Source organism: Streptomyces sp. MA5143a (assembly GCF_900290235.1).
In the GTDB taxonomy this organism is placed as follows: domain Bacteria; phylum Actinomycetota; class Actinomycetes; order Streptomycetales; family Streptomycetaceae; genus Streptomyces.
Window position 1 is genome coordinate 186,636 of the sequence record NZ_OLMK01000009.1, and the last position, 18,013, is coordinate 204,648.

Here is an 18,013-nt window from a genome sequence, read left to right on the forward strand (position 1 = left end):
TCCCGGACGGGGGTCTGACTCATGAGATCTATGACCGAAGTGTCCAGGCACGGGCTTGTCGACTGTCGTTGCGGGACGGCGTCTGCTGGTACCGAGCCACAGGGCGTGTCCCAATAGGGGCCTTGCCTGACGATCAGGCGCCATCACGGTTCAGACCGCCCGAGCGGGCCGGTGCCATCCACCAAGCACGTCACCATGCGGGAGGCGAACCACCATGACGACCAGAGAGCGCAGCACCTCCTCCAGCACGGATCCACCCGTTCTGGGCGAGGTCGTCCTGGGTGTGGACACGCACGGCGAGCTTCATGTTGCGGCCGTGGTCTCCCCGCTGGGGAAGGTCCTGGGTACCGAGTCCTTTCCGGCGACGGCGGCCGGGTATCGCCGGCTGCTTGTCTGGGCCCGCAAGCGGGGGACGGTGCGCCGGGCCGGTGTGGAGGGCACGGGTACCTTCGGAGCGGGCCTGTCGCGCTACCTGCTGGCTCAGGACGTCCAGGTGTACGAGGTGAACCGGCCCGACCGCGCAGCCCGTCGGCTGCTCGGGAAGTCGGACCCGCTGGATGCGCAGGCTGCTGCGCGGGCCGTGCTCAGCGGTCGCGCCCGGGCCCGCGCCAAGACTGGCGACGGTCCGGTGCAGAGCGCCCGGATGTTCAAACTCGCCAAGGACTCCGCGGTCAAGGCCCGTACCCAGGCGATCAACCAGCTCAAAGCCGTCCTCGTCATCGCCGATCCGGCCCTGCGGGAGCAGCTGTCCAGTCTGGGCAACCGCGAGCTGTTCCGCACCTGCGCGCGCCTCAGCCCGCTCGACGGCGACGACAGCGAGGGCGATGAGGACGCCGTGGCCCAGGCCACCCGCATCACCCTGAGCCTGCTGGCCCAGCGCATCGAACAGCTCACCGCACAGATCGATGAGCTGAACCGGCGGCTGACCCGGCTCGTCGAACGACGCGCCCCGCAGCTGCTCGTGCCGGTGGGCATCGGCCCGGACAGCGCCGTCACTCTCCTGATCACCATGGGAGGCAACCCCGAGCGGCTGAACACCGAGGGGTCCTTCGCCGCTCTGTGCGGAGTCAGTCCCATCGAGTACTCCTCGGGCCGCCGGACCTCGCGTCGCCTCAACCACGGCGGCGACCGGCAGGCGAACGCCGCCCTGCACCGCATCGTGTTCACCCGGCTGCGCCACGACCCGCGCACCCAGGCGTACTACGAACGCCGCACCCAGGAGGGCAAGACCCGCCGTGAGATCATCCGATGCCTCAAGCGGTATGCCGCCCGCGAGGTCTTCAACCTGGTCAGGACGGTACCCACCAAAGCCCCGTTATAGGGGCGTCTGTTCGGACGAGGCCATCCTGCTGCGGTCGGGGCATGCCGTTGTGCCGGGATCGGTGGGACGGCTGCGCAATGCCGTCCCAGTCGGGGGTCTGCCTCGTTAGATCTATGACCGAAGTGTCCAGTCATGGGCGCAAACCCCCAGATCGGGTCGAACCCGTACACCACTTCCCTGGACGTAACCTCACGAGGCGGTCTGTCGTTGTCGGTCGCAAGTGGGTGGGGAGCCAACCCATTTTCAGCCTTCTCCGCCCAGGTTGAGCACTGGTTCGGGCGAAGCCATCCGGCTGTGGTCGGGACGTGCCGATGCGCCGGGATCGATGGGATGGTTGCGCGATGCCGTCCCGTACGGGGGTCTGACTCTTGAGATCTTTGACCGAAGTGTCCAGTCACAGGCATGTCGACCGTCGTTGCGGGATGTTTTCGGCTGTCACCGAGCCACAGGGCGTGTCCCTATAGGGGCCTTGCCGAGTCCAGGCGCCATCACGGTTCGGACCGTCCGAGCAGGCCGGTGCCGTTCACCCAGCCAGCACGTCACACGTGGGAGGCGAACCATCATGACGACCCGACAGCGCAGTACCTCCTCGAGCACGGATCCTCCCGTTCGGCGCGAGGTTGTCCTGGGTGTGGACACGCACGGCGAGGTTCACGTCGCCGCCGTGGTCTCCCCGCTGGGGAAGGTCCTGGGCACAGAGTCCTTTCCGGCGACGGCCGCCGGCTACCGTCGGCTGCTCGTGTGGGCCCGCAAGCGGGGGACGGTGCGCCGGGCCGGCGTGGAGGGCACCGGCACCTTCGGCGCGGGCCTGTCCCGCTACCTGCTGACGCAGCAGATCCAGGTGTTCGAAGTGAACCGGCCCGACCGCACGGCCCGCCGTCTGCTCGGCAAGTCGGACCCGCTCGATGCGCAGGCCGCAGCGCGAGCCGTGCTCAGCGGCCGCGCCCGGGCCCGGGCCAAGTCCGGCGACGGACCGGTGCACAGCGCCCGGATCCTCAAGCTCGCCAAGGACTCCGCGGTCAAGGCCCGTACCCAGGCGATCAACCAGCTCAAAGCCGTCCTGGTCATCGCCGATCCCGCACTGCGGGAACGACTGTCCAGCCTGGGCAACCGCGAGCTGTTCCGCACCTGCGCACGCCTCGGGCCAGGCGACGGCGAGAACGCGGTGGTCCAGGCCACCCACATGACCCTGAGAATGCTCGCGGAGCGTATCGAACAGCTCACCGGGCAGATCAATGAGCTGAACCAACGCCTGACCCAGCTCGTCGAACACCACGCCCCACAGCTGCTCGTACCGGTGGGCATCGGCCCGGACAGCGCAGTCACCTTGCTGATCACCATGGGAGACAACCCCGAGCGGCTGAACACCGAGGCATCCTTTGCAGCGCTTTGCGGAGTCAGCCCCGTCGAGTATTCGTCGGGCCGTCGGAGCACGCGCCGGCTCAACCACGGCGGCGACCGTCAGGCGAACGCCGCCCTGCACCGCATCGTGTTCACCCGCCTGCGCCACGACCCGCGCACCCAGGCGTACTACGAACGCCGCACCCAGGAGGGCAAGACCCGCCGTGAGATCATCCGATGCCTCAAGCGATACGCAGCCCGCGAGGTCTTCAACCTGGTCAGACCGGTTTCCCGCGCCCCCGCGTTATAGGGGCGTCTGTGAGAGAGGGCGAAGCAGTGAAGCCCATCCGGGAACCAGCCCCCGACGGGGCTTCTGCTCGGAGCCCTGGGACGAAGCCCCGCCGGAGCGCTCCGGCGGGGCTTCGCCGTGATCTCGACTGTGCTTGCGCGCATGACCGCGTTCGGCTCCGCACACAGTGCGCGCTCCTGCGATGCTCGCGGGACGCTGGATTTGCGATTGCGCCCATCTGGGAGGGGAGCCGTAAGACGACGCAGCCGCGCCGGGAAGCCGACGGGGCTGTTCCAGCCGCTGGGTCTCACCGGATCACTTCAGCCGGGCACCGGGAAAAGGCGCTGGAGTACGGCAAGGGCATCTGGATGCGTTACAGCTGCCGACTCATGCAAGCGGTTCGACGGGATTGCCTCCTGGTTCAGACAGGGCGGCGAGATCATCTACCGTCGGCGCCGGTGCGTCATGCTCGGGCGCTGCTGATACGGGCTCGCCGCAGTGGCGCTCCTGCTCGGTGGAGACTGGCGAGTGCTTGCCGGTAGGAGGCGATCAGTCCGGTTTCCAGATAGTCGACTCCCAAGTCCTGGCAGTAGTGGCGGACGATGGGCCGGGCCCTGCGCAGGTGGGGGCTGGGCATGCTGGGGAACAGGTGGTGTTCGATCTGGTGGTTCAGGCCGCCCAGGGCGAGGTCGGTGAACCAGCTGCCGCGTACGTTGCGTGCGGTGAGGACCTGCCGGCGCAGGAAGTCGGGGCGGTCGTTGCCGGTCAGGGTCGGCATGCCCTTGTGGTTGGGGGCGAAGAGGCAGCCGAGGTAAAGGCCGAACAGGCCCTGGTTGACGGCCAGGAACGCGATCGCCATGCCGGGTGGGAGGACGAGGAACAGTGCGGTCAGGTAGGCGGCGGTGTGCCCGTAGAGCAGCGTGCCGTCCAGGGCGCGGTTCTTCAGGGTGCGGTTGCCCAGTGCTCGCGCGCTGGAGACATGAAGGTTGACCCCTTCGAGCAGGAGCAGGGGAAAGAAGAGGAACGCCTGCCGACGGCCGATGATCCTCGGCAGTCCGGTCGCGGCGCGGGCCTGGTCCTGGGACCACACCAGCAGGTCCGGGGCGATGTCGGGGTCGAGGTCCTCGTGGTTGGGGTTGGCGTGGTGGCGGGTGTGTTTGTCCTGCCACCATCCGTAGCCCATCCCGATCGCGGCCCCGGCGATGCGGCCGGCCGTCTCGCTGGGCCGGCGCCGGCGGAAGACCTGGCGGTGCGCGACGTCGTGGGCGAGCAGAGCCACCTGCCCGAACATCACGGGCGAGGAACGCGGCGAGCGCCAGGGTCCACCACCCGGCGCCGATGACGACGAACGCGCTCCAGCCCCCGGCGTAGGCGACGGCCACGACGATGGACCGGACGGTGTAGTAGCCGGGGCGCCGGTTCATCAGGCCGGCCTCGGCGATCTTCTTCGACAGGCGGGCGAAATCACTGCCACCTGCGGGGGGAGGCGGGCGACGGCGCGGGGTATGCGTGGTCATGGTCTCGGAGCGTCCTTCCCGGCTGACGGGCCGCATCCGGTCGTGCGGTGTACGCCGGATGCGATGCGGCGGCCGGGTACCCACATCCCTGCCTTCGGACCGGCACCCGATGCTCGTCGGTCGGAGCTCCGGATGTCGCGGGCTTTGACGTAAGGCCCCCACGGAGGGTGGCTGCTGTCGATGAACCTGCCGCGCTGGCAATCGGGGCGAAGCGGCATGACAGGGGTGTAAGACACTAGCCTCGGGCCATGGTGACGCGTACCCGGCTGTATCACGACGGCACTCTGGTCCTGGAGGGCTTTCCCGTCAGTGACGTCCCTGCGCATCTCGCTGATCCGGAGTCGGTCCTGTGGCTGGACCTGCACCGGCCCGGAGCCAATGAACTCACCATGCTGGGTCAGGAGTTCGGCATCCACGAACTGGCTCTGGAGGATGCCGCCCAGCGTGGACAGCGGCCGAAACTCGACCGCTATCGCACCCACGAGTTCCTCAGCGCCTACGCCGTGACCGTCAGCCCGGACGGTGCGGAACTGACGTACAGCGAGATCGCCGTATTCCTCACCAGTCAGGCCATGATCACCGTCCGCAAGGACGACGGCCTCGACATCGAGGACGTCGTCGCCCGCTGGGACGAGAGCCCGGACCTGGCCGACCACGGCGTCGGATTCCTGCTGCACGGTCTGCTCGACCATCTCGTGGACGGACACTTCGCCGCGGTCCAGCAGTTGGACGACAGCGTCGAGGAGCTGGAGGGTCTGCTCTTCGCGGCCGGGCGCCGTGAGATCGAAGCCGTGCAGCGCCGGGTTTTCGCACTGCGTAAGTCGCTCGTCCAGCTGCGCCGCGTCGTGCTCCCGATGCGTGAGGTGGTCAACACCCTCATGCGCCCCGGCCTGCACCTGATCAACGACCCTCTCGCCCCGTACTACCAGGACGTCTACGACCACGTGCTGCGTGCCACCGAGTGGACGGAATCGCTGCGGGACCTGGTGGCCTCGGTCATGGAGACGAACCTCTCGGTCCAGGCCAATCGCATGAACCTGATCATGAAGAAGGTGACGAGCTGGGCCGCGATCATCGCCGTACCCACCGCGATCACCGGCTACTACGGCCAGAACCTCCCCTATCCCGGTTTCGGCCGCGAGTCGGGATTCATCACCTCCGCCGCAGTCATCGTGATCCTGTCCGCATTGCTGTATCTGACGTTCAAGCGCAAGGACTGGCTCTGACCGGCATCGGCACCAGCGACCAGGTCCTGAAGGTAGGAAACTGCCTGGTCATCCCGGGCTTTTCGGACCGGTGAGCGGAGTAGTGTTGAAGACACCGGGAGTTCTTCGCGCACCGGCTCCGACGCGGGTGCCGTTCCCGGTGATCGACAGCGCCGGGCCGCACCCACGAGCCCGGGGACAGGTCCGCGCCATGGCTGTGACCATTGACCGTACGACATCGATCAGATGTGCGCCGCCGCAGCCGGCCCGGCTGTCCCTGACGCCCGCGCCGGGCGGGCTGGACGGTATGTGGTGGCCTCGCTCCCGTGCCTTCACCCGTGAGCTGCCGTCGTTGACGGCCGCATTGGGCGATCTCTGGGGTCGTATCACGGGTGTCACCGTGCACCCGGCCTACTGGCCCGTCCTGCCGCACTGGGTGTCCTACGCCGGGCGCACCGTGCAGGTGGGCTGGTCCACCGAGGAGCAGGATCCCCACAGACTCACTCTTTTCTCCGCTGACGGCCGCCGGGACGTGCTGGTGATTCCGCCGGAAACCGGTGCGGATGCCGCCGCGCAGTTGATGGTCGGCGACGGCGTCGATGCCTCGGCCCGGGAGCAAGCAGCAGACAGGATCGATGCACGAAACAGGGAAGAAGCCTGGGAGGCCGACGGCGGAGCAGGTCGACCGTCGTCCCTGCCCCGGCCCATCGGCTCGGCAGGGCCTTCGCCCGCCGGTCGGCGGAGGTGAGATCCCATGCTCGTCATCGCCGTGGCCGTGCTGCTCGTCCTGATCGCCGTCGGAGTCGTTCTGATCCACCGGCTCAACGGCCAGCACGCCGAACGGATCGCTGCCTTCCACTACAGCGATGTTCTGCCGGGGATCGGGCGTCGGCCCCGGAGACACCGTCGGTCGGTGGATGCGACCGTTCCGACGCGCCCCACCGCGACGGCGACCGCGGATGACATCGGCTTCGGCCCGACCGTGGGCAGTAGAGGAAGGCGCGTCATGGCGATGTTGCGGGACCGGAAGACGTACCGCGAGAGGATCATGCAGGCTCTGTACCAGGCCGCCGAGGGCAATCGCCTCCTGGGTGTCGATGGGGCGAAGCTCCGCACGGACCTGGGTATCCCTGAGCAGGACATGGCCGCTGCCTGTATGTACCTGGCAGGTGAAGGCTGGGTCGTCGTGGACTGGGAGAGGGGCAACACGCCCGGGATGATCACGCTGACGCACCAGGGGATCCGGCAGATGGAGACGGAAGAGGAAGGGCGTGGCTGAACCGCCGCGTCGGCTTCTCGGACCGAAGTGAACCCTCGCAAGGATTGCTTATGGCGGATTAGTCCCTTTGACGTAACCTGGAAAGCGGGTCGGCGCACGCTCACGTGCAATGACCCGGAAGGGCGGCTCCGGCGGGTATACGCCGGAGCCGTTGCCTGTTTCCGCAACCGCGCCTGCGGCGAAGCGCTCGCGGGCGCGTCGTGCGGAGTACCGTGAGGTAGCAGGGTCGTATCGTGGTCGCACGCCGTGCGGTCGCACTGCTCTCTGCGGACGGGCGGACACCATGGCAGGCTCAGACACCCCCGACTTCCCCAGGCTCCTGCCGGACGCCGTGCACCGGTCGGTGAAACCCGGAACGGCCCTGCTGCGACTGGAGACCACCCACGCACGCGAGGGAATCCTGGACGGCGCATGGTGGCCGCGGTCCCGGGACATCGGTGCCGAGCTTCCCTCGCTGATCTCCGCGTTGACCGAGCATCTCGGGCCTGTCACCCGGGTCGGTCTGGACGGCAGCGCCTGGGACGAACTGCCGACCCGGGTGATGGTCGACGACCGGGTCGTGCACATCGACTCCTTCCCGGTCGGTGACGACACCGTCCTCATCACCCGAGGCGAAGGGGACCTTTTCTCTCTGTTGCTGGTTCCTCCGGACACGTCGCCCGACGCGGCACGCGCCGCGATGGCCAGGGCCGTACGGGCCGAAAACGTCACCGAGGCCAGGCAGATCCTCATCGAAACGGGCAGCGACACGCCACCTACGCCGGCCTGACACGTCCGTCGCAGATCGACTCCCCACCCGGCCTGGACGCTAGATGCGGGCGAACTCCTCCGTCTGCTGGGCGAATTCCCGGGCCATGGCAGCGCTGACCGTGGGCTTGGTGTCGCAGATCGTGTCCAGGTAGTCGTCGGTGGTGGGGGTGGTCCGGGTTCCGGTGTCGAAGGTGCGCTCGAACTGGGCCTGGGAGACGGTACGTGCCGCGTGGGCGATGTCGGCGGGGGTGAACCCCTCACTGGCGGATGCGAGTACCGCGCTGTCGGCCCGCGCGCCCGCTCGGGCCAGGTAGCTCTCCCACAGTGCGGTCCTGGCGGTGTGGTCGGGAGGGCCGATCGGCAGCACGTAGTCGAAGCGGCCGTGCCGCAGGAACGCGGAGTCGAGCGTGGTCACGTTGTTCGTGGCGCAGACGAGCAGCCGTCCGTCCTGGCTTCGGAACCGGACGATCGCCTTGAGCAGTTCGTTGACGACGCCGACAGCGGTCGCGTCCGCGCCGCCGCGTTCGCCGGCGACCTCCTCGACCTCGTCGATGAAGACGAGGACGTGGTCGAGCCGGGCGATCTCGTCGAAGCGCCGGTTCAGCCCGGTCGCCAGGCCGTACTCGGCGGCCAGACGGGCGGGGAACAGTTCGAGGAAGGGCCATCCCAGGCGGCCGGCGATCGCGTGCGCGAACGTGCTCTTGCCGGTCCCGGGCGGGCCGAACAGCATCACCGCCCGTGGCAGTTCCACTCCGTGCTGGGCGGCCAGTTCGGGATGGGCCAGCGGCAGGACCAGGCGCCGCTCGATGAGCTGCTTCTCCCGTTGCATGCCCGCGACCTTCTGCCACAGCCCCCCTGGCGGCAGCTCCGCTCCGAGCGAGGACAGCGTGCCGGCCGACTGCGGGGTCACCGGTCCGCGTTTCTCGAAGAAGACCAGCCCGGGGCGGGCGCCGAAGTCGCAGTTGCGCAGGGCGGTGGCACCGGTCTCGCCCTCGGGCAGGGCGGCGTGCACCGCGCGGACGCCGGCGGCGAAGAGCCGTTGCTCAAGGGCGGTGATCAGGGCACTCCCCAGCCCGCGCTGCCGCCAGCCGGGCGCCATGCAGATGCGCAGGATCCATGCCCGTTCGCCCTCCACCCTGCTCACCGCGGCGCCGATCAGCACGTCGTCGGCCGTGGCCACCACGGCCGGGTGGCGGGTCTGGAGGGCCGTCACGGCGTCCGAGAGCGGGAAGAGCGGCGGCTCCTCGGTCGTGCCGCTCTGCATGTCGACACGGATCACCGCTTCGAGATCGTCCTGGGTGTAGTCCCTGACCCGCCAACCCGTCATGATCAGCTCCGCGTGTTCGGCCGTACCCCCATCATCAGCCGGTGCCCGGAGGATGCGCGCGACAGGCGACGGTCACGAATCCTCCCTGGCGCCACGGATCGCTCGGGCCGTAGTCGGCTTCACGCCGCGGTGCCGGGCGCGCTGCCTGCCGGGCTGAGGGACGTGTGGGTGCGGCCGGTGCCGGCCGGTGGCGCTGCCGCGGCGGGTGCGGCGGCAGCGGTTTCCCGGGCGAGGAAGGAGCCGAGCTCGCCGATCGTGCTCATGAGGGGGGCCGGGAAGACGACGGTGGTGTTCTGGTCGACACCGATCTCCACCAGGCTCTGGAGATTGCGCAGTTGAAGCGCCAGGGGGTGGGCCATCATGGTGTCCGAGGCGTCGCCGAGCGCGGCTGCGGCCAGGGACTCGCCCTCCGCGTTGATGATCTTCGCTCGCTTCTCCCGCTCGGCCTCGGCCTGGCGGGCCATGGCGCGCTTCATGGTGTCGGGCAGCTGGATGTCCTTGAGCTCGACCAGGGTGACCTGCACACCCCAGTCGACGGTGGTGACGTCCAGGATCTGGCGGATGTCCAGGTTGATACGGTCCGTCTCCGACAGCGTCTCGTCGAGCGTGTGCCGGCCGACGACCTTCCGCAGGGTGGTCTGGGCGATCTGGTTGATCGCCGCGTTGACGTTCTCCACGGCGACGACCGACTTCACGGCGTCGACGACCCGGAAGTAGGCGACCGCCGACACGTCCACGCTTACGTTGTCCCGGGTGATGATGCCCTGGGACTGGATCGGCATGGTGACGACCCGCAGCGACACCCGGTGCAGGGCGTCGACGAACGGGATGATGAACCGCAGTCCCGGGGAGCGTGTTCCGACGAGTCGGCCGAAGCGGAACAGCACTCCCTTCTCGTACTGCTTGACGACCTTCACGGACAGGGCGAGGGCCAGGACGGCCAGAAGACCGATCACGACGATGAGAACGATCAGGGCTTGCATGTACTGCTCCTCGGGACGAGGACCACGTGGGGCGGAGACTCGCCGGTCGAGACCCCTGCATGTGCCTGCGCCGGCTCGTGAGGCAGGTCCGAAACCCGTGAAGGCACCGGTCGTGGCGGCCGTCTCACATGCCGATGACCAGGCGACTGGCGCGATCCGTCCGTGCCGGAACGGCCGCTGAGGCGGGGCCGTCCTCCTCGTGCTTCCCTGCCTCGTCCGGTTCGAGTGGCCGGTCGGCGGCGGAGACGGCGTGCCGGGTCTCGTCCGCGGCGATGAGAGCGCTTGCGGTCAGCGGTGGGCCGTCGTAGTCGGACGCGGCCGCCATCAGGCGGGCCGCCGACTCCGTCTCGGTCTCGGGCGGGATGACCAGCAGGTCCCAGCGGCCGGTGCCGTAGGAGAGCAGCAGCAGCTTGTGCGGGTCGATCTCCGGGGTGAACCATCCGACCTTGACGACATGACCGCCCACGGGGATCTCGTGCGGGATGACCGGCCAGTACTTCGGGTTGACGGCGATGCGGGTGATGCGGCCCCACAGAGGGTCCAGCACATCGGTCAGTGCGGGCAGCTCGCTCAGCAGGTCTCGGGAGCGGGGCCACCAGGCACCGTCCAGGAGGCCGCGCGACGGGCCGTCGGTCTTCAGCGCGAGACGCACGGCCGGGGCTGCGACGGGCTCGTGGTGTGGCAGGAGTTGGTGCAAGGTCGCCGACATGATGCGGACCCGTCTCCGGGCCGCCTTGGCGGCGCCCCGGGTTTCGTCTCTCGCCGAGAACGACCCGGCGTGGAAGCCGGTGTGCGAAATGCCCTCGGTGCTGTCCACGGTACTCCGCACACGCCGGGGCGGTTGTGGAGACGCCGCCGCATTCGGTGAAGCGGCTGTCGATACCGGCGGCAGTGGGCCGAGGGCGCCGGGGCCCTTCGTATGCCGGCTCCCGGACCGGTCTCACGCCCGACGGCCCGCATGCCCCGGCCCAGCACTCCCCTGGCTCTGTGACGTGTGTTGTTCCGTTCAGCCCGTCACTCCCCGCCAGTCCGCCGGGCCTCGGCGAGGAGTATCCTGGTGATTACCGAGAGCATCTCGTACACCGGCTTCCACGCCGGGTCGTTCTCGGCGATTCATGGCAACCGGGCCGGCCGTGACCGGCCCGGGGTTGGGTCCGCGTCATGACCGCGACCATTCCGTTCACACCCGCAGTCGGAGACCGGGCCCCTTCTTCGTCACCGCTCCGACTCACGCTGGCGCGGGCCGGCGCCCCTCCGGCCCTGATCGACGGTGCCTGGTGGCCCCGTTCGCGCAACCTGACGGAGGAGCTCCCGGCGCTCGTCGAATGTCTCGACCCGCTGTGGGGGCGGATCACCCGGATAGCGGTGAGCCGCACGTTGTGGCCGGTCATCCCGGGTGAAGTGCCCGCGCACGGCCACATGGTGCGCGTCGGCTGGTCCAACGCCGGGCAGGACCCGCACAAGCTGTTGCTGCTGTCCCACACCTTCGGCCGCTGGGACCTGCTGGTGATCCCACCGGAGACAGCCCCGGCCACCGCAGCCCGGCTCATGGCCACGGCCACCGACCCGTCGCGGAGCCTCACGGCGAGCGGCCTGATCCATGAGGCCGAACGTTTCCGGGCCGCGGCAGAGGCAGCGGCCTACTCGGACTCGCTCCGGGAGGCGGTCTGGGACTCCGAAGGCGGACACGACGCCCCCCACCCCCGCCTCACGCACTCCTGACGGACCGGTCACCCGTCACGTGCCCACCGCGGCAGCAGGAGTGTGAGAGATCGGCGGTGGGGGAAAGGCTGCGTGCCGTCGGCCTTTCCCTGGGGGCGGGAGGCCGGCTCACTCCGGGAGGGCGAGGTCGTCGGTGGCGCTCCCGCGCCATTCGATCAGCAGGAGCGTCGCATCGTCCGTCGTGATCCCGCCCCGCGCCCGTTGCAGCGTGTGGGAGAGGGAGCGCGCCACCGTCCGGATCTGCTGCGCCGTGGGCTCAAGGCGGTTCACCCACCCGATGAGCTGCTCCTCACTGAATTCCTCACCGCCGACATCGCGCTCCTCTATCAGTCCGTCGGTGAAGCACAGGATCCGGTCGCCGGGGATGAGAGCCACTTCACTGATCCGGGGCTCGTGACCGCCGAAGCCGACGGGCAGCGTCGTCGGGCCCTGCAGCCGTCGTACGACACGGTGTCCACGGATCAACAGAGGAGCGGGATGTCCGGCGTTGACCCACTGAAGCCTGCCCGTTGCCGTGTTGAGCCGCATCATCTGAGCGGTCACGAAGTGGTCGGGGCCGAACTGATCGGCGACGGCCCGGTCCATGAACGTATAGATCTCCGACAGGCCGACGCTGATGCGCCGGGCATGCCGGTAGGCTCCGATGACCACCGTGGCCATCGTGGCGGCGTCCAGTCCGTGGCCCATCGCGTCGACCATGGCCACATGCAGGACATCGCCGTTGAGGGCGTAGTCGAAGCTGTCGCCGGCCACGTCGTAGGCGGGTTCCAGCATCCCGGCCAGCTCGACCCGGGGCGTGGACATCGCCAGCGGTGGCAGCAGCGACCACTGGATCTCCGCCGCCACACTCATCGGTTCTCTGCGCCGCAGCCGGAAGAACAGATCGGTGTAACCGTGCTTGGTCACCAGCATGTCGGCCACGAGTGAGGCGAGCCTGCGCAGCAGCCGTCGCTCGTCGTCCTGGAGGTGGTCCAGGGTGACGGCCATCACTCCCACCTGGTCTCCACCGTCCAGCAGGGGAAGGTAGACCCGCACACCGTCGGCCTGCGAAACCTCGACGGGACGCGCTTCCCGGAAGGCGCGTCCGGCGTCGGAGCCGTCGATCGGCTGCGGTTCCCCGGCCGCCAGCCCGTCGCCCGGCAGGGGGACGAGCCACACCTGGCCGTAGTCCTGCAGGAAGATAGAGGTCTCGCGGCCGTCGAGCCTGCCGATCTGCCGTGCGACGAGCGGACCGAGCTGGTGCGGCGGCAACTCGTGCCCCTGGTCCAGCAGGACTCCCAGAAACTCCTCCCCGAAGTGCTCCGACCGGGTGGAGCCTTCCGCGGGTCCTTGCCGCTCACCGCCCGTCATCGCCGTGGCCCCGGGGGACGTTCGGGCGGATCCTCACGAAGGTGCTGTGCATACGAACTCCCGACGGAGACTCACCGGCCGACGCGGTGGGGAACTTCCGCCCGGACCGTGGGGGCCGATCCACCGACTCCCCAACGAGTCGGCCGTGCGCTCGTGCGGCGAGGACCGGCACAACGGCCACCGGGCGCCCCGCGTCCGAGCCGCGGCGGCTGGCCGGCACCGGCGGCGGCCTCAGGCGGATCGACCTCTTCGCCGTCGTCGTCCGCCGCCGCGAACATCTTGGTGGGGTCCGCGCCGTCTGCCGGCCTGCCCGCAGCATGGATCACTGCCCTGCAGGGCAATGATCCCGCCTACCAGTAGTGGCGTCGACCGGCGACGGCGTGTCCCATCGCGCCGAGGATCCACAGGATGGCTCCGACGACCAGCAGGATGATCCCGATGGTCCACAGGATGGACAGGCCGGTGAGGAAGCCGACGACGAGCAGAATGACGCCCAGGATGATCATGATGTCTCCTTCGGGGGGTGGTGCCGGCGCGCCCGCGAACTGCTATGGGCCGCAAGGGCGTCGGCGGGAACGGCCGATCTCCTCCTTACTCCACACGGTGTGGTCCGTGGCGGCTGACCTGTAGGCGGACCTCGGCGGGCATGTCGATGAGGCCGGTGGACCGACGCGCGGTGCCGATCGGGCCTTCGCACAGGGCACCGAGAGTGGCGCCGGGCGTGCCCTCGGGGGTGAGGGTGAGGTCGATGCGGGTGCGGGTGCGGGTGCGGTGGCGGGCCGGTCGGCCGGTGATGACTACGGCCGCATGGCCTACCCCTGGCAGGGCACCGGCTTCGTTCGCGATCGCTTCGCTGAGTGCGCGGTCGCGCAGTTCGACGCCTTCCTGCGGGGGTGTGCCGCCGACGGGCAGTGAGCCGGGGCGGTGTCGGCTCAGCTGGGCGAGCAGCCACCACAGGGCGAGCAGGGCGGTGAGGACGAGGGCGGCGATGACCGCGGGCCACCACCACCAGCCCTGGCTGCTCCAGCGTGCCCGGTCGGCGGAGCCGAGCAGGACGTCGGCCGGGGTGGTCAGGGGCCAGCCGGCGGGTGGGGCCAGATCGTGCCGCCGGTAGAGGTCGAGCCCGGCGAAGAGGATGAGCAGTCCGCCGCCGAGGAAAACCAGTCCGGCGAGGGCCAGCAGGGTGCGGTTGAGGGCGGATCGCGGCGTCATGGCGGGCTCCGGTGCTCCGGGTTTGGGTCAACGGGTGCGTCGCCGCGTCCGTACGGCGATGCGGGGAGGACGGGCGAGGGCGAGCCGGTCGCGCTCCTCGTCGAGGACGGCGGTGAGGTCGTCCTTCACCTGTCGGGGCTCGCGGAAGCGGACCTCCGCGCGGGCTTTGATGCGGTGGCGGCCCACCCGGACGTGCGCCGCGCCGACTCCGGGGACCCGCATGGCGGCGTCGCGCAGCAGGACGGCGGCTCCGTCGCGGTCCACAAAGGCCCGCAAGCGCGGGCAGCCGGCGGGTGAGCGCAGGGGCAGCCAACGGCGCTGACCGGGGGTGAGGGCCAGGACGATCAGCCAGACGCCGACGGCGGCGGCCACGGCGGCTCCCGTCAGCATCCACACGTCGTCCACCGGGCGGGTTGCCAGTTCGTCGGCCAGATGCCGTCGCCAGGCCGCCGCCGGACGTCCCGCCCGTACGGCGACGACGTCGACGAGCGCCGCGACCGCGGCCACGAGGATCACCGCGGCGACCAGCGTCGCCGTGATGCGGCGCGCGGACCACTTGCGACGGGTTCGGTGCCCTCCTTCGCGCTCACCGGCTGTGAGGTCCGAGGTGGACACGTCGCGTTCGGGAGGGTCGGGCTCCTTCGCCAGGGGCACCGCGGCAGGGTGCGTGGTCGACTCGGAGCCGCGGCCCGGGGGACGTGGACCGGATGTCATCGCGATCGCCCTTCCTGCACGGCGTGCCCGGTGACCCGGGCCGCCCGGCCGCTCACCGGACCCGCCCCCGGCTCGAGTCGGCGGCGGTCACCAGCCGCCGGACGGTGAGGAGGACCTCTCCCACTCGCAGCCCGGTCAGCTGGGCGACCCGTTCAGCGACGTCCCGCTGGATCCGCTCGCAGACACGGGGGATGTCGGTGGGGTAGGGCAGGTCCATGGTCAGATGCAGGCGCACCGATCCGGTACGGACGGCGGCGGAGGCGTGGGGTGCCGCCGGTCCGCCGCGGTCGGGTGGTACGGCGGCGCGCCGGGACTGGGCCGTGCGTGCGGCCTGGGCGGCGATACGGGCGACCACCCTGTCGGGGATGACGGTGGCGCCCCGCTCGGCCGGGGGCGGCAGCCCGGCGGCCGGCGCCGGCGGGCCCGACCCCTCGCCGGGGGAACCGGGCCGGGTCTTCACCGCTGCCTCCGTGTCCGGAGGTCCAGGTCGCCCTGTACGACGAGGCCGACGATCAGCCCCGCCGCACCGAGGACCAGCACCAGCAGAAAGGCCCAGAAGCCGCCGAAGTAGCCGGCGAAGCCGAGGGCCATGCCGGCCGCGAGTCCCGTCGTTGCTGTGTTCATCTCGCACTCACCCGTCTCGCGAGCGTCCCTCTCGCCGTGATCATCCGCTCGGGCCCGAGGACACGGCGGTGCTCCCGGCAGCGGTCATCTCACGCGGCCCTCGTTCGGTTCGGTCTGTTCCTCGTCGTCGTCGGGCAGGTGGACGTCGTCGACGGCGATGTTCACCTCGACGACCTCCAGGCCCGTCATCCGCTCCACGGCGCTGATGACATTGGTGCGTACGCCGCCCGCGACGTCGACGATGGAGACGCCGTACTCGACGACGACGTCCAGGTCCACCGCGGCCTGCCGTTCCCCGACCTCGACCTTGACGCCGCGGGTGACCGCTCCGCCTCCGCCTCCGCCGGGGACGCGTTCCCGCATGGCTCCGAAGGCGCGGGCCATGCCGGCGCCCAGGCTGTGGATGCCCGGTACCTCGCGGGCGGCCATGCCCGCGATCTTGGCCACCACACCGTCCGCGATGGTGGTCCTGCCCCGTGTCTCGGCCGGAGCCCCGGCCCCGGTGCGGCCCTTGAGCGCGCTCACGCCCGCTTCGGGCCGGCTGCCCCCGCCGACGCTGGTGATGTTGTCCGTCATGGCGGTCGCCTCGATCGGTCGGCCGGACACCGGAATGGTGCCCGTCGAACGTTGGACATACCGGGCGGCACAATCCTCACGCGTCTGGCATGTGATGTGCGTCACAACTCGTATCAGGGGTACACGATCGTTCCGAGCCTGCGTGGGAGCGTCATGATCGAACGCACTGCTTCCCCACGACTGGGGTGCGACCTGCCCGACCGCCTGCTGGCGGTACGGGCGGCCGAGGGAGACGAGGACTCCTTCGCCGTTCTCGTCCAGCGGCACAGCCGGTCCCTGCTGACCCTGGCCCGTTGCATGCTGGGCAACCCCCAGGACGCCGAGGAGGCCGTTCAGGACGCCTTCGTCAGCGCCTGGCGCCACCTGCCGGAATACCGCCACAGGGCGGAGTTCCACACCTGGATGTACCGGATCACCGTCAACCGCTGCCAGACCATGTGCCACCGACGGCCGCCGCCTCTTTCCCTGGACACCGTCGCCGAACCCGCGGCGGGCGACGCGTGGAGCCAGCCCGCCCGGACCGCCGAGGAGGACGCGGCCATGGCCGCCCTGTTCCGCGCGCTCGCCGAGCTGGACGCCGGACAGCGGGTCTGCTGGATCCTGAGGGAGGTGCAGGGCCTGCCCTACAAGGAGATAGCGCACGTGACGCGTACCGACGAGCAGACGGTACGCGGCAGACTGTTCAGGGCACGCCGATCCCTGCAGGAGGCGATGGGCTCATGGCGCTAGACGACCCGCACACGCGGCCTCCCGAACCGCCCGGAGCCGGCGGGCCCCGCAACGGCTGGGCCGCCGCCGACGTGCCCCCGATCGCAGGCGATGAGGTACTGCCCTGCGGCCGCCTGCTCAGCCGGGTCTGGGAACAGGCGCGGGACGCACCACCGGCCGCGGACCCGCACCCGGTGTCCTGTCCATACTGCCGAGAGGCGGTCGAGGGACTGGCCACGGTGAACGCGGCCGCCCGGACGCTGCGCGACGAGGACCCTCCGGGCCTGCACGCACTCGCCGACCGGGTCATGGACGTCGTCAGGGCAGAGGTCCGGTTCGGGCGGCTGCTGCCCCTGGCCGACCCCGACCGGGACCTGCGGATCGCCGAGAGCGCCGCGGCCAAGGTGCTGAGGCGGGCCGCGGACACGGTCCCCGGTGCCAGGGCCGCGACCTGCCGGCTCGTACCCGAGGGCAACGGCACCGACGTGCGGGTGACCATGACCCTGGCCGCCGCCCTCGACCGCCCGCTGCCCGACCGGGTCCACCAGGTACGCCGATCGGTCCTCCACTCGGCCGGACAGGACCTGGGGCTCACGGTGACAGCCGTCGACATCACCGTGGCCGACGTACTGGAACCGGGACCGACCCTCGGTCCCCGCCTCCCGACGGGCGGTGGCGCATGATGACCGCCACCGGCACCACCGCGCTCCCCGGCGTCGCGGCCGAGGCAGCCCTCGCGGTTCCTGGCGTGGCCGCCCTGCAGCCCCGCCTCGCCCGGCGCCTCGCGGCAGCCGCCGCGCCCACCCGGGCGGACACCACGCCACCTGAGGCCGGCGTACGCGCCGACCGGGCGCCGGACGGTTCGGGATGGCACATCGAGGTGCGCTGCGTCCTGACGGAGGGTCGGCGGGCGCTGGACATCGCCCGAATCGTCCACGACCGGGTGACAGCCGCCCTCGTCACCCACCTCGCCACCCACGGTGCCGCGGAGCCGGTCACCGTCGCGGTCACGGTGACCGGTATCGCCGCCTGGCGCGAAGCGGCATGAGCGGCGGCGCGGGCACAGGCCCCACGAACCGTCGTTCGGCAAGCGGC

At 70.3% G+C, this 18,013-nt stretch carries 20 protein-coding genes and 1 pseudogene; 10 read left to right on the plus strand and 11 right to left on the minus strand.

Translation table 11 applies throughout. The annotated features are described in order from the left end of the window. The first annotated feature begins 214 nt into the window (after positions 1-214). Together SMA5143A_RS03310 and SMA5143A_RS03315 are read left to right on the plus strand one after the other, a co-directional pair. Positions 215-1,321 (plus strand): IS110 family transposase, encoded by a 1,107-nt coding sequence (locus tag SMA5143A_RS03310; protein ID WP_258193263.1) that lies wholly within the window; start codon positions 215-217, stop codon positions 1,319-1,321. Between the two features lie 562 nt (positions 1,322-1,883). Continuing rightward, entirely contained in the window at positions 1,884-2,972 is a 1,089-nt protein-coding gene (locus tag SMA5143A_RS03315; protein ID WP_441349503.1) for an IS110 family transposase, read from the plus strand. A 442-nt stretch (positions 2,973-3,414) separates the two neighbouring features. On the opposite strand, the pseudogene SMA5143A_RS03325 reads toward SMA5143A_RS03315, so the two are convergent. Then, a pseudogene (locus SMA5143A_RS03325) lies at positions 3,415-4,468 on the minus strand (fatty acid desaturase family protein). Between the two features lie 248 nt (positions 4,469-4,716). On the opposite strand from SMA5143A_RS03325, the gene SMA5143A_RS03330 reads away from it, so the two are divergent. The 4 genes from SMA5143A_RS03330 (at position 4,717) to SMA5143A_RS03345 (ending at position 7,721) form a co-directional block, all read left to right on the plus strand. Then, positions 4,717-5,694, plus strand: a complete 978-nt coding sequence (locus SMA5143A_RS03330) for a magnesium transporter CorA family protein (RefSeq protein ID WP_107461321.1) — start codon at positions 4,717-4,719, stop codon at positions 5,692-5,694. A gap of 190 nt (positions 5,695-5,884) precedes the next feature. After that, positions 5,885-6,421, plus strand: coding sequence for a DUF5994 family protein (locus SMA5143A_RS03335; protein WP_030645391.1), 537 nt, complete (start codon positions 5,885-5,887; stop codon positions 6,419-6,421). Positions 6,422-6,427: 6 nt separating this feature from the next. Then, positions 6,428-6,952: a hypothetical protein gene (locus SMA5143A_RS44675; protein ID WP_373304000.1), complete on the plus strand. Its 525-nt coding sequence runs from the start codon at positions 6,428-6,430 to the stop codon at positions 6,950-6,952. A 283-nt stretch (positions 6,953-7,235) separates the two neighbouring features. Further along, on the plus strand, positions 7,236-7,721 hold the full coding sequence (locus SMA5143A_RS03345; protein WP_069777876.1) for a DUF5994 family protein: 486 nt from the start codon (positions 7,236-7,238) through the stop codon (positions 7,719-7,721). 39 nt (positions 7,722-7,760) lie between these two features. Here SMA5143A_RS03345 and SMA5143A_RS03350 read toward each other — a convergent pair whose 3' ends face one another. The 3 genes from SMA5143A_RS03350 to SMA5143A_RS03360 form a co-directional block, all read right to left on the minus strand. After that, positions 7,761-9,029 (minus strand): ATP-binding protein, encoded by a 1,269-nt coding sequence (locus SMA5143A_RS03350; RefSeq protein WP_107461323.1) that lies wholly within the window; start codon positions 9,027-9,029, stop codon positions 7,761-7,763. Between the two features lie 119 nt (positions 9,030-9,148). After that, positions 9,149-10,012: a slipin family protein gene (locus SMA5143A_RS03355; RefSeq protein ID WP_107461324.1), complete on the minus strand. Its 864-nt coding sequence runs from the start codon at positions 10,010-10,012 to the stop codon at positions 9,149-9,151. A 124-nt stretch (positions 10,013-10,136) separates the two neighbouring features. Next, positions 10,137-10,829 carry a DUF5994 family protein gene (locus SMA5143A_RS03360; protein WP_107461326.1) on the minus strand — a complete coding sequence of 231 codons (693 nt, stop codon included), beginning with the start codon at positions 10,827-10,829 and terminating at the stop codon, positions 10,137-10,139. A 344-nt stretch (positions 10,830-11,173) separates the two neighbouring features. Here SMA5143A_RS03360 and SMA5143A_RS03365 point away from each other — a divergent pair, with 344 nt between their 5' ends. Then, on the plus strand, positions 11,174-11,734 hold the full coding sequence (locus tag SMA5143A_RS03365) for a DUF5994 family protein (RefSeq protein WP_107461328.1): 561 nt from the start codon (positions 11,174-11,176) through the stop codon (positions 11,732-11,734). A gap of 108 nt (positions 11,735-11,842) precedes the next feature. Here SMA5143A_RS03365 and SMA5143A_RS03370 read toward each other — a convergent pair whose 3' ends face one another. The 7 genes from SMA5143A_RS03370 to SMA5143A_RS03390 all read right to left on the minus strand — a co-directional run bounded on the left by SMA5143A_RS03370 (position 11,843) and on the right by SMA5143A_RS03390 (position 16,210). Beyond that, positions 11,843-13,084 carry a PP2C family protein-serine/threonine phosphatase gene (locus SMA5143A_RS03370; RefSeq protein WP_107461330.1) on the minus strand — a complete coding sequence of 414 codons (1,242 nt, stop codon included), beginning with the start codon at positions 13,082-13,084 and terminating at the stop codon, positions 11,843-11,845. Positions 13,085-13,434: 350 nt separating this feature from the next. After that, on the minus strand, positions 13,435-13,590 hold the full coding sequence (locus tag SMA5143A_RS42870) for a DUF6131 family protein (protein WP_099054839.1): 156 nt from the start codon (positions 13,588-13,590) through the stop codon (positions 13,435-13,437). 85 nt (positions 13,591-13,675) lie between these two features. After that, positions 13,676-14,296: an alkaline shock response membrane anchor protein AmaP gene (locus SMA5143A_RS03375; RefSeq protein ID WP_107461332.1), complete on the minus strand. Its 621-nt coding sequence runs from the start codon at positions 14,294-14,296 to the stop codon at positions 13,676-13,678. Positions 14,297-14,323: 27 nt separating this feature from the next. Then, positions 14,324-14,950: a DUF6286 domain-containing protein gene (locus SMA5143A_RS03380; protein ID WP_258193264.1), complete on the minus strand. Its 627-nt coding sequence runs from the start codon at positions 14,948-14,950 to the stop codon at positions 14,324-14,326. 112 nt (positions 14,951-15,062) lie between these two features. Further along, the gene (locus tag SMA5143A_RS03385) at positions 15,063-15,470 is read right to left on the minus strand and encodes an Asp23/Gls24 family envelope stress response protein (protein WP_067246275.1); all 408 of its coding nucleotides are present in this window, start codon (positions 15,468-15,470) and stop codon (positions 15,063-15,065) included. After that, on the minus strand, positions 15,467-15,634 hold the full coding sequence (locus SMA5143A_RS42875) for a hypothetical protein (protein WP_030645371.1): 168 nt from the start codon (positions 15,632-15,634) through the stop codon (positions 15,467-15,469). The genes SMA5143A_RS03385 and SMA5143A_RS42875 overlap by 4 nt, the downstream gene beginning before the upstream one ends. 84 nt (positions 15,635-15,718) lie before the next feature. After that, on the minus strand, positions 15,719-16,210 hold the full coding sequence (locus tag SMA5143A_RS03390; protein ID WP_107461334.1) for an Asp23/Gls24 family envelope stress response protein: 492 nt from the start codon (positions 16,208-16,210) through the stop codon (positions 15,719-15,721). Between the two features lie 153 nt (positions 16,211-16,363). On the opposite strand from SMA5143A_RS03390, the gene SMA5143A_RS03395 reads away from it, so the two are divergent. From SMA5143A_RS03395 to SMA5143A_RS03405, 3 genes are read left to right on the plus strand one after another with little or no spacing between them, the layout of a single operon-like run. Continuing rightward, positions 16,364-16,939: an RNA polymerase sigma factor gene (locus tag SMA5143A_RS03395; RefSeq protein ID WP_171151366.1), complete on the plus strand. Its 576-nt coding sequence runs from the start codon at positions 16,364-16,366 to the stop codon at positions 16,937-16,939. Then, complete coding sequence (locus SMA5143A_RS03400) at positions 16,930-17,601, plus strand: hypothetical protein (protein WP_107461336.1); 672 nt, start codon at positions 16,930-16,932, stop codon at positions 17,599-17,601. Before SMA5143A_RS03395 ends, SMA5143A_RS03400 begins: the two co-directional genes overlap by 10 nt. Next, the gene (locus SMA5143A_RS03405; RefSeq protein ID WP_258193266.1) at positions 17,598-17,966 is read left to right on the plus strand and encodes a hypothetical protein; all 369 of its coding nucleotides are present in this window, start codon (positions 17,598-17,600) and stop codon (positions 17,964-17,966) included. The genes SMA5143A_RS03400 and SMA5143A_RS03405 overlap by 4 nt, the downstream gene beginning before the upstream one ends. Positions 17,967-18,013 lie beyond the last annotated feature (47 nt).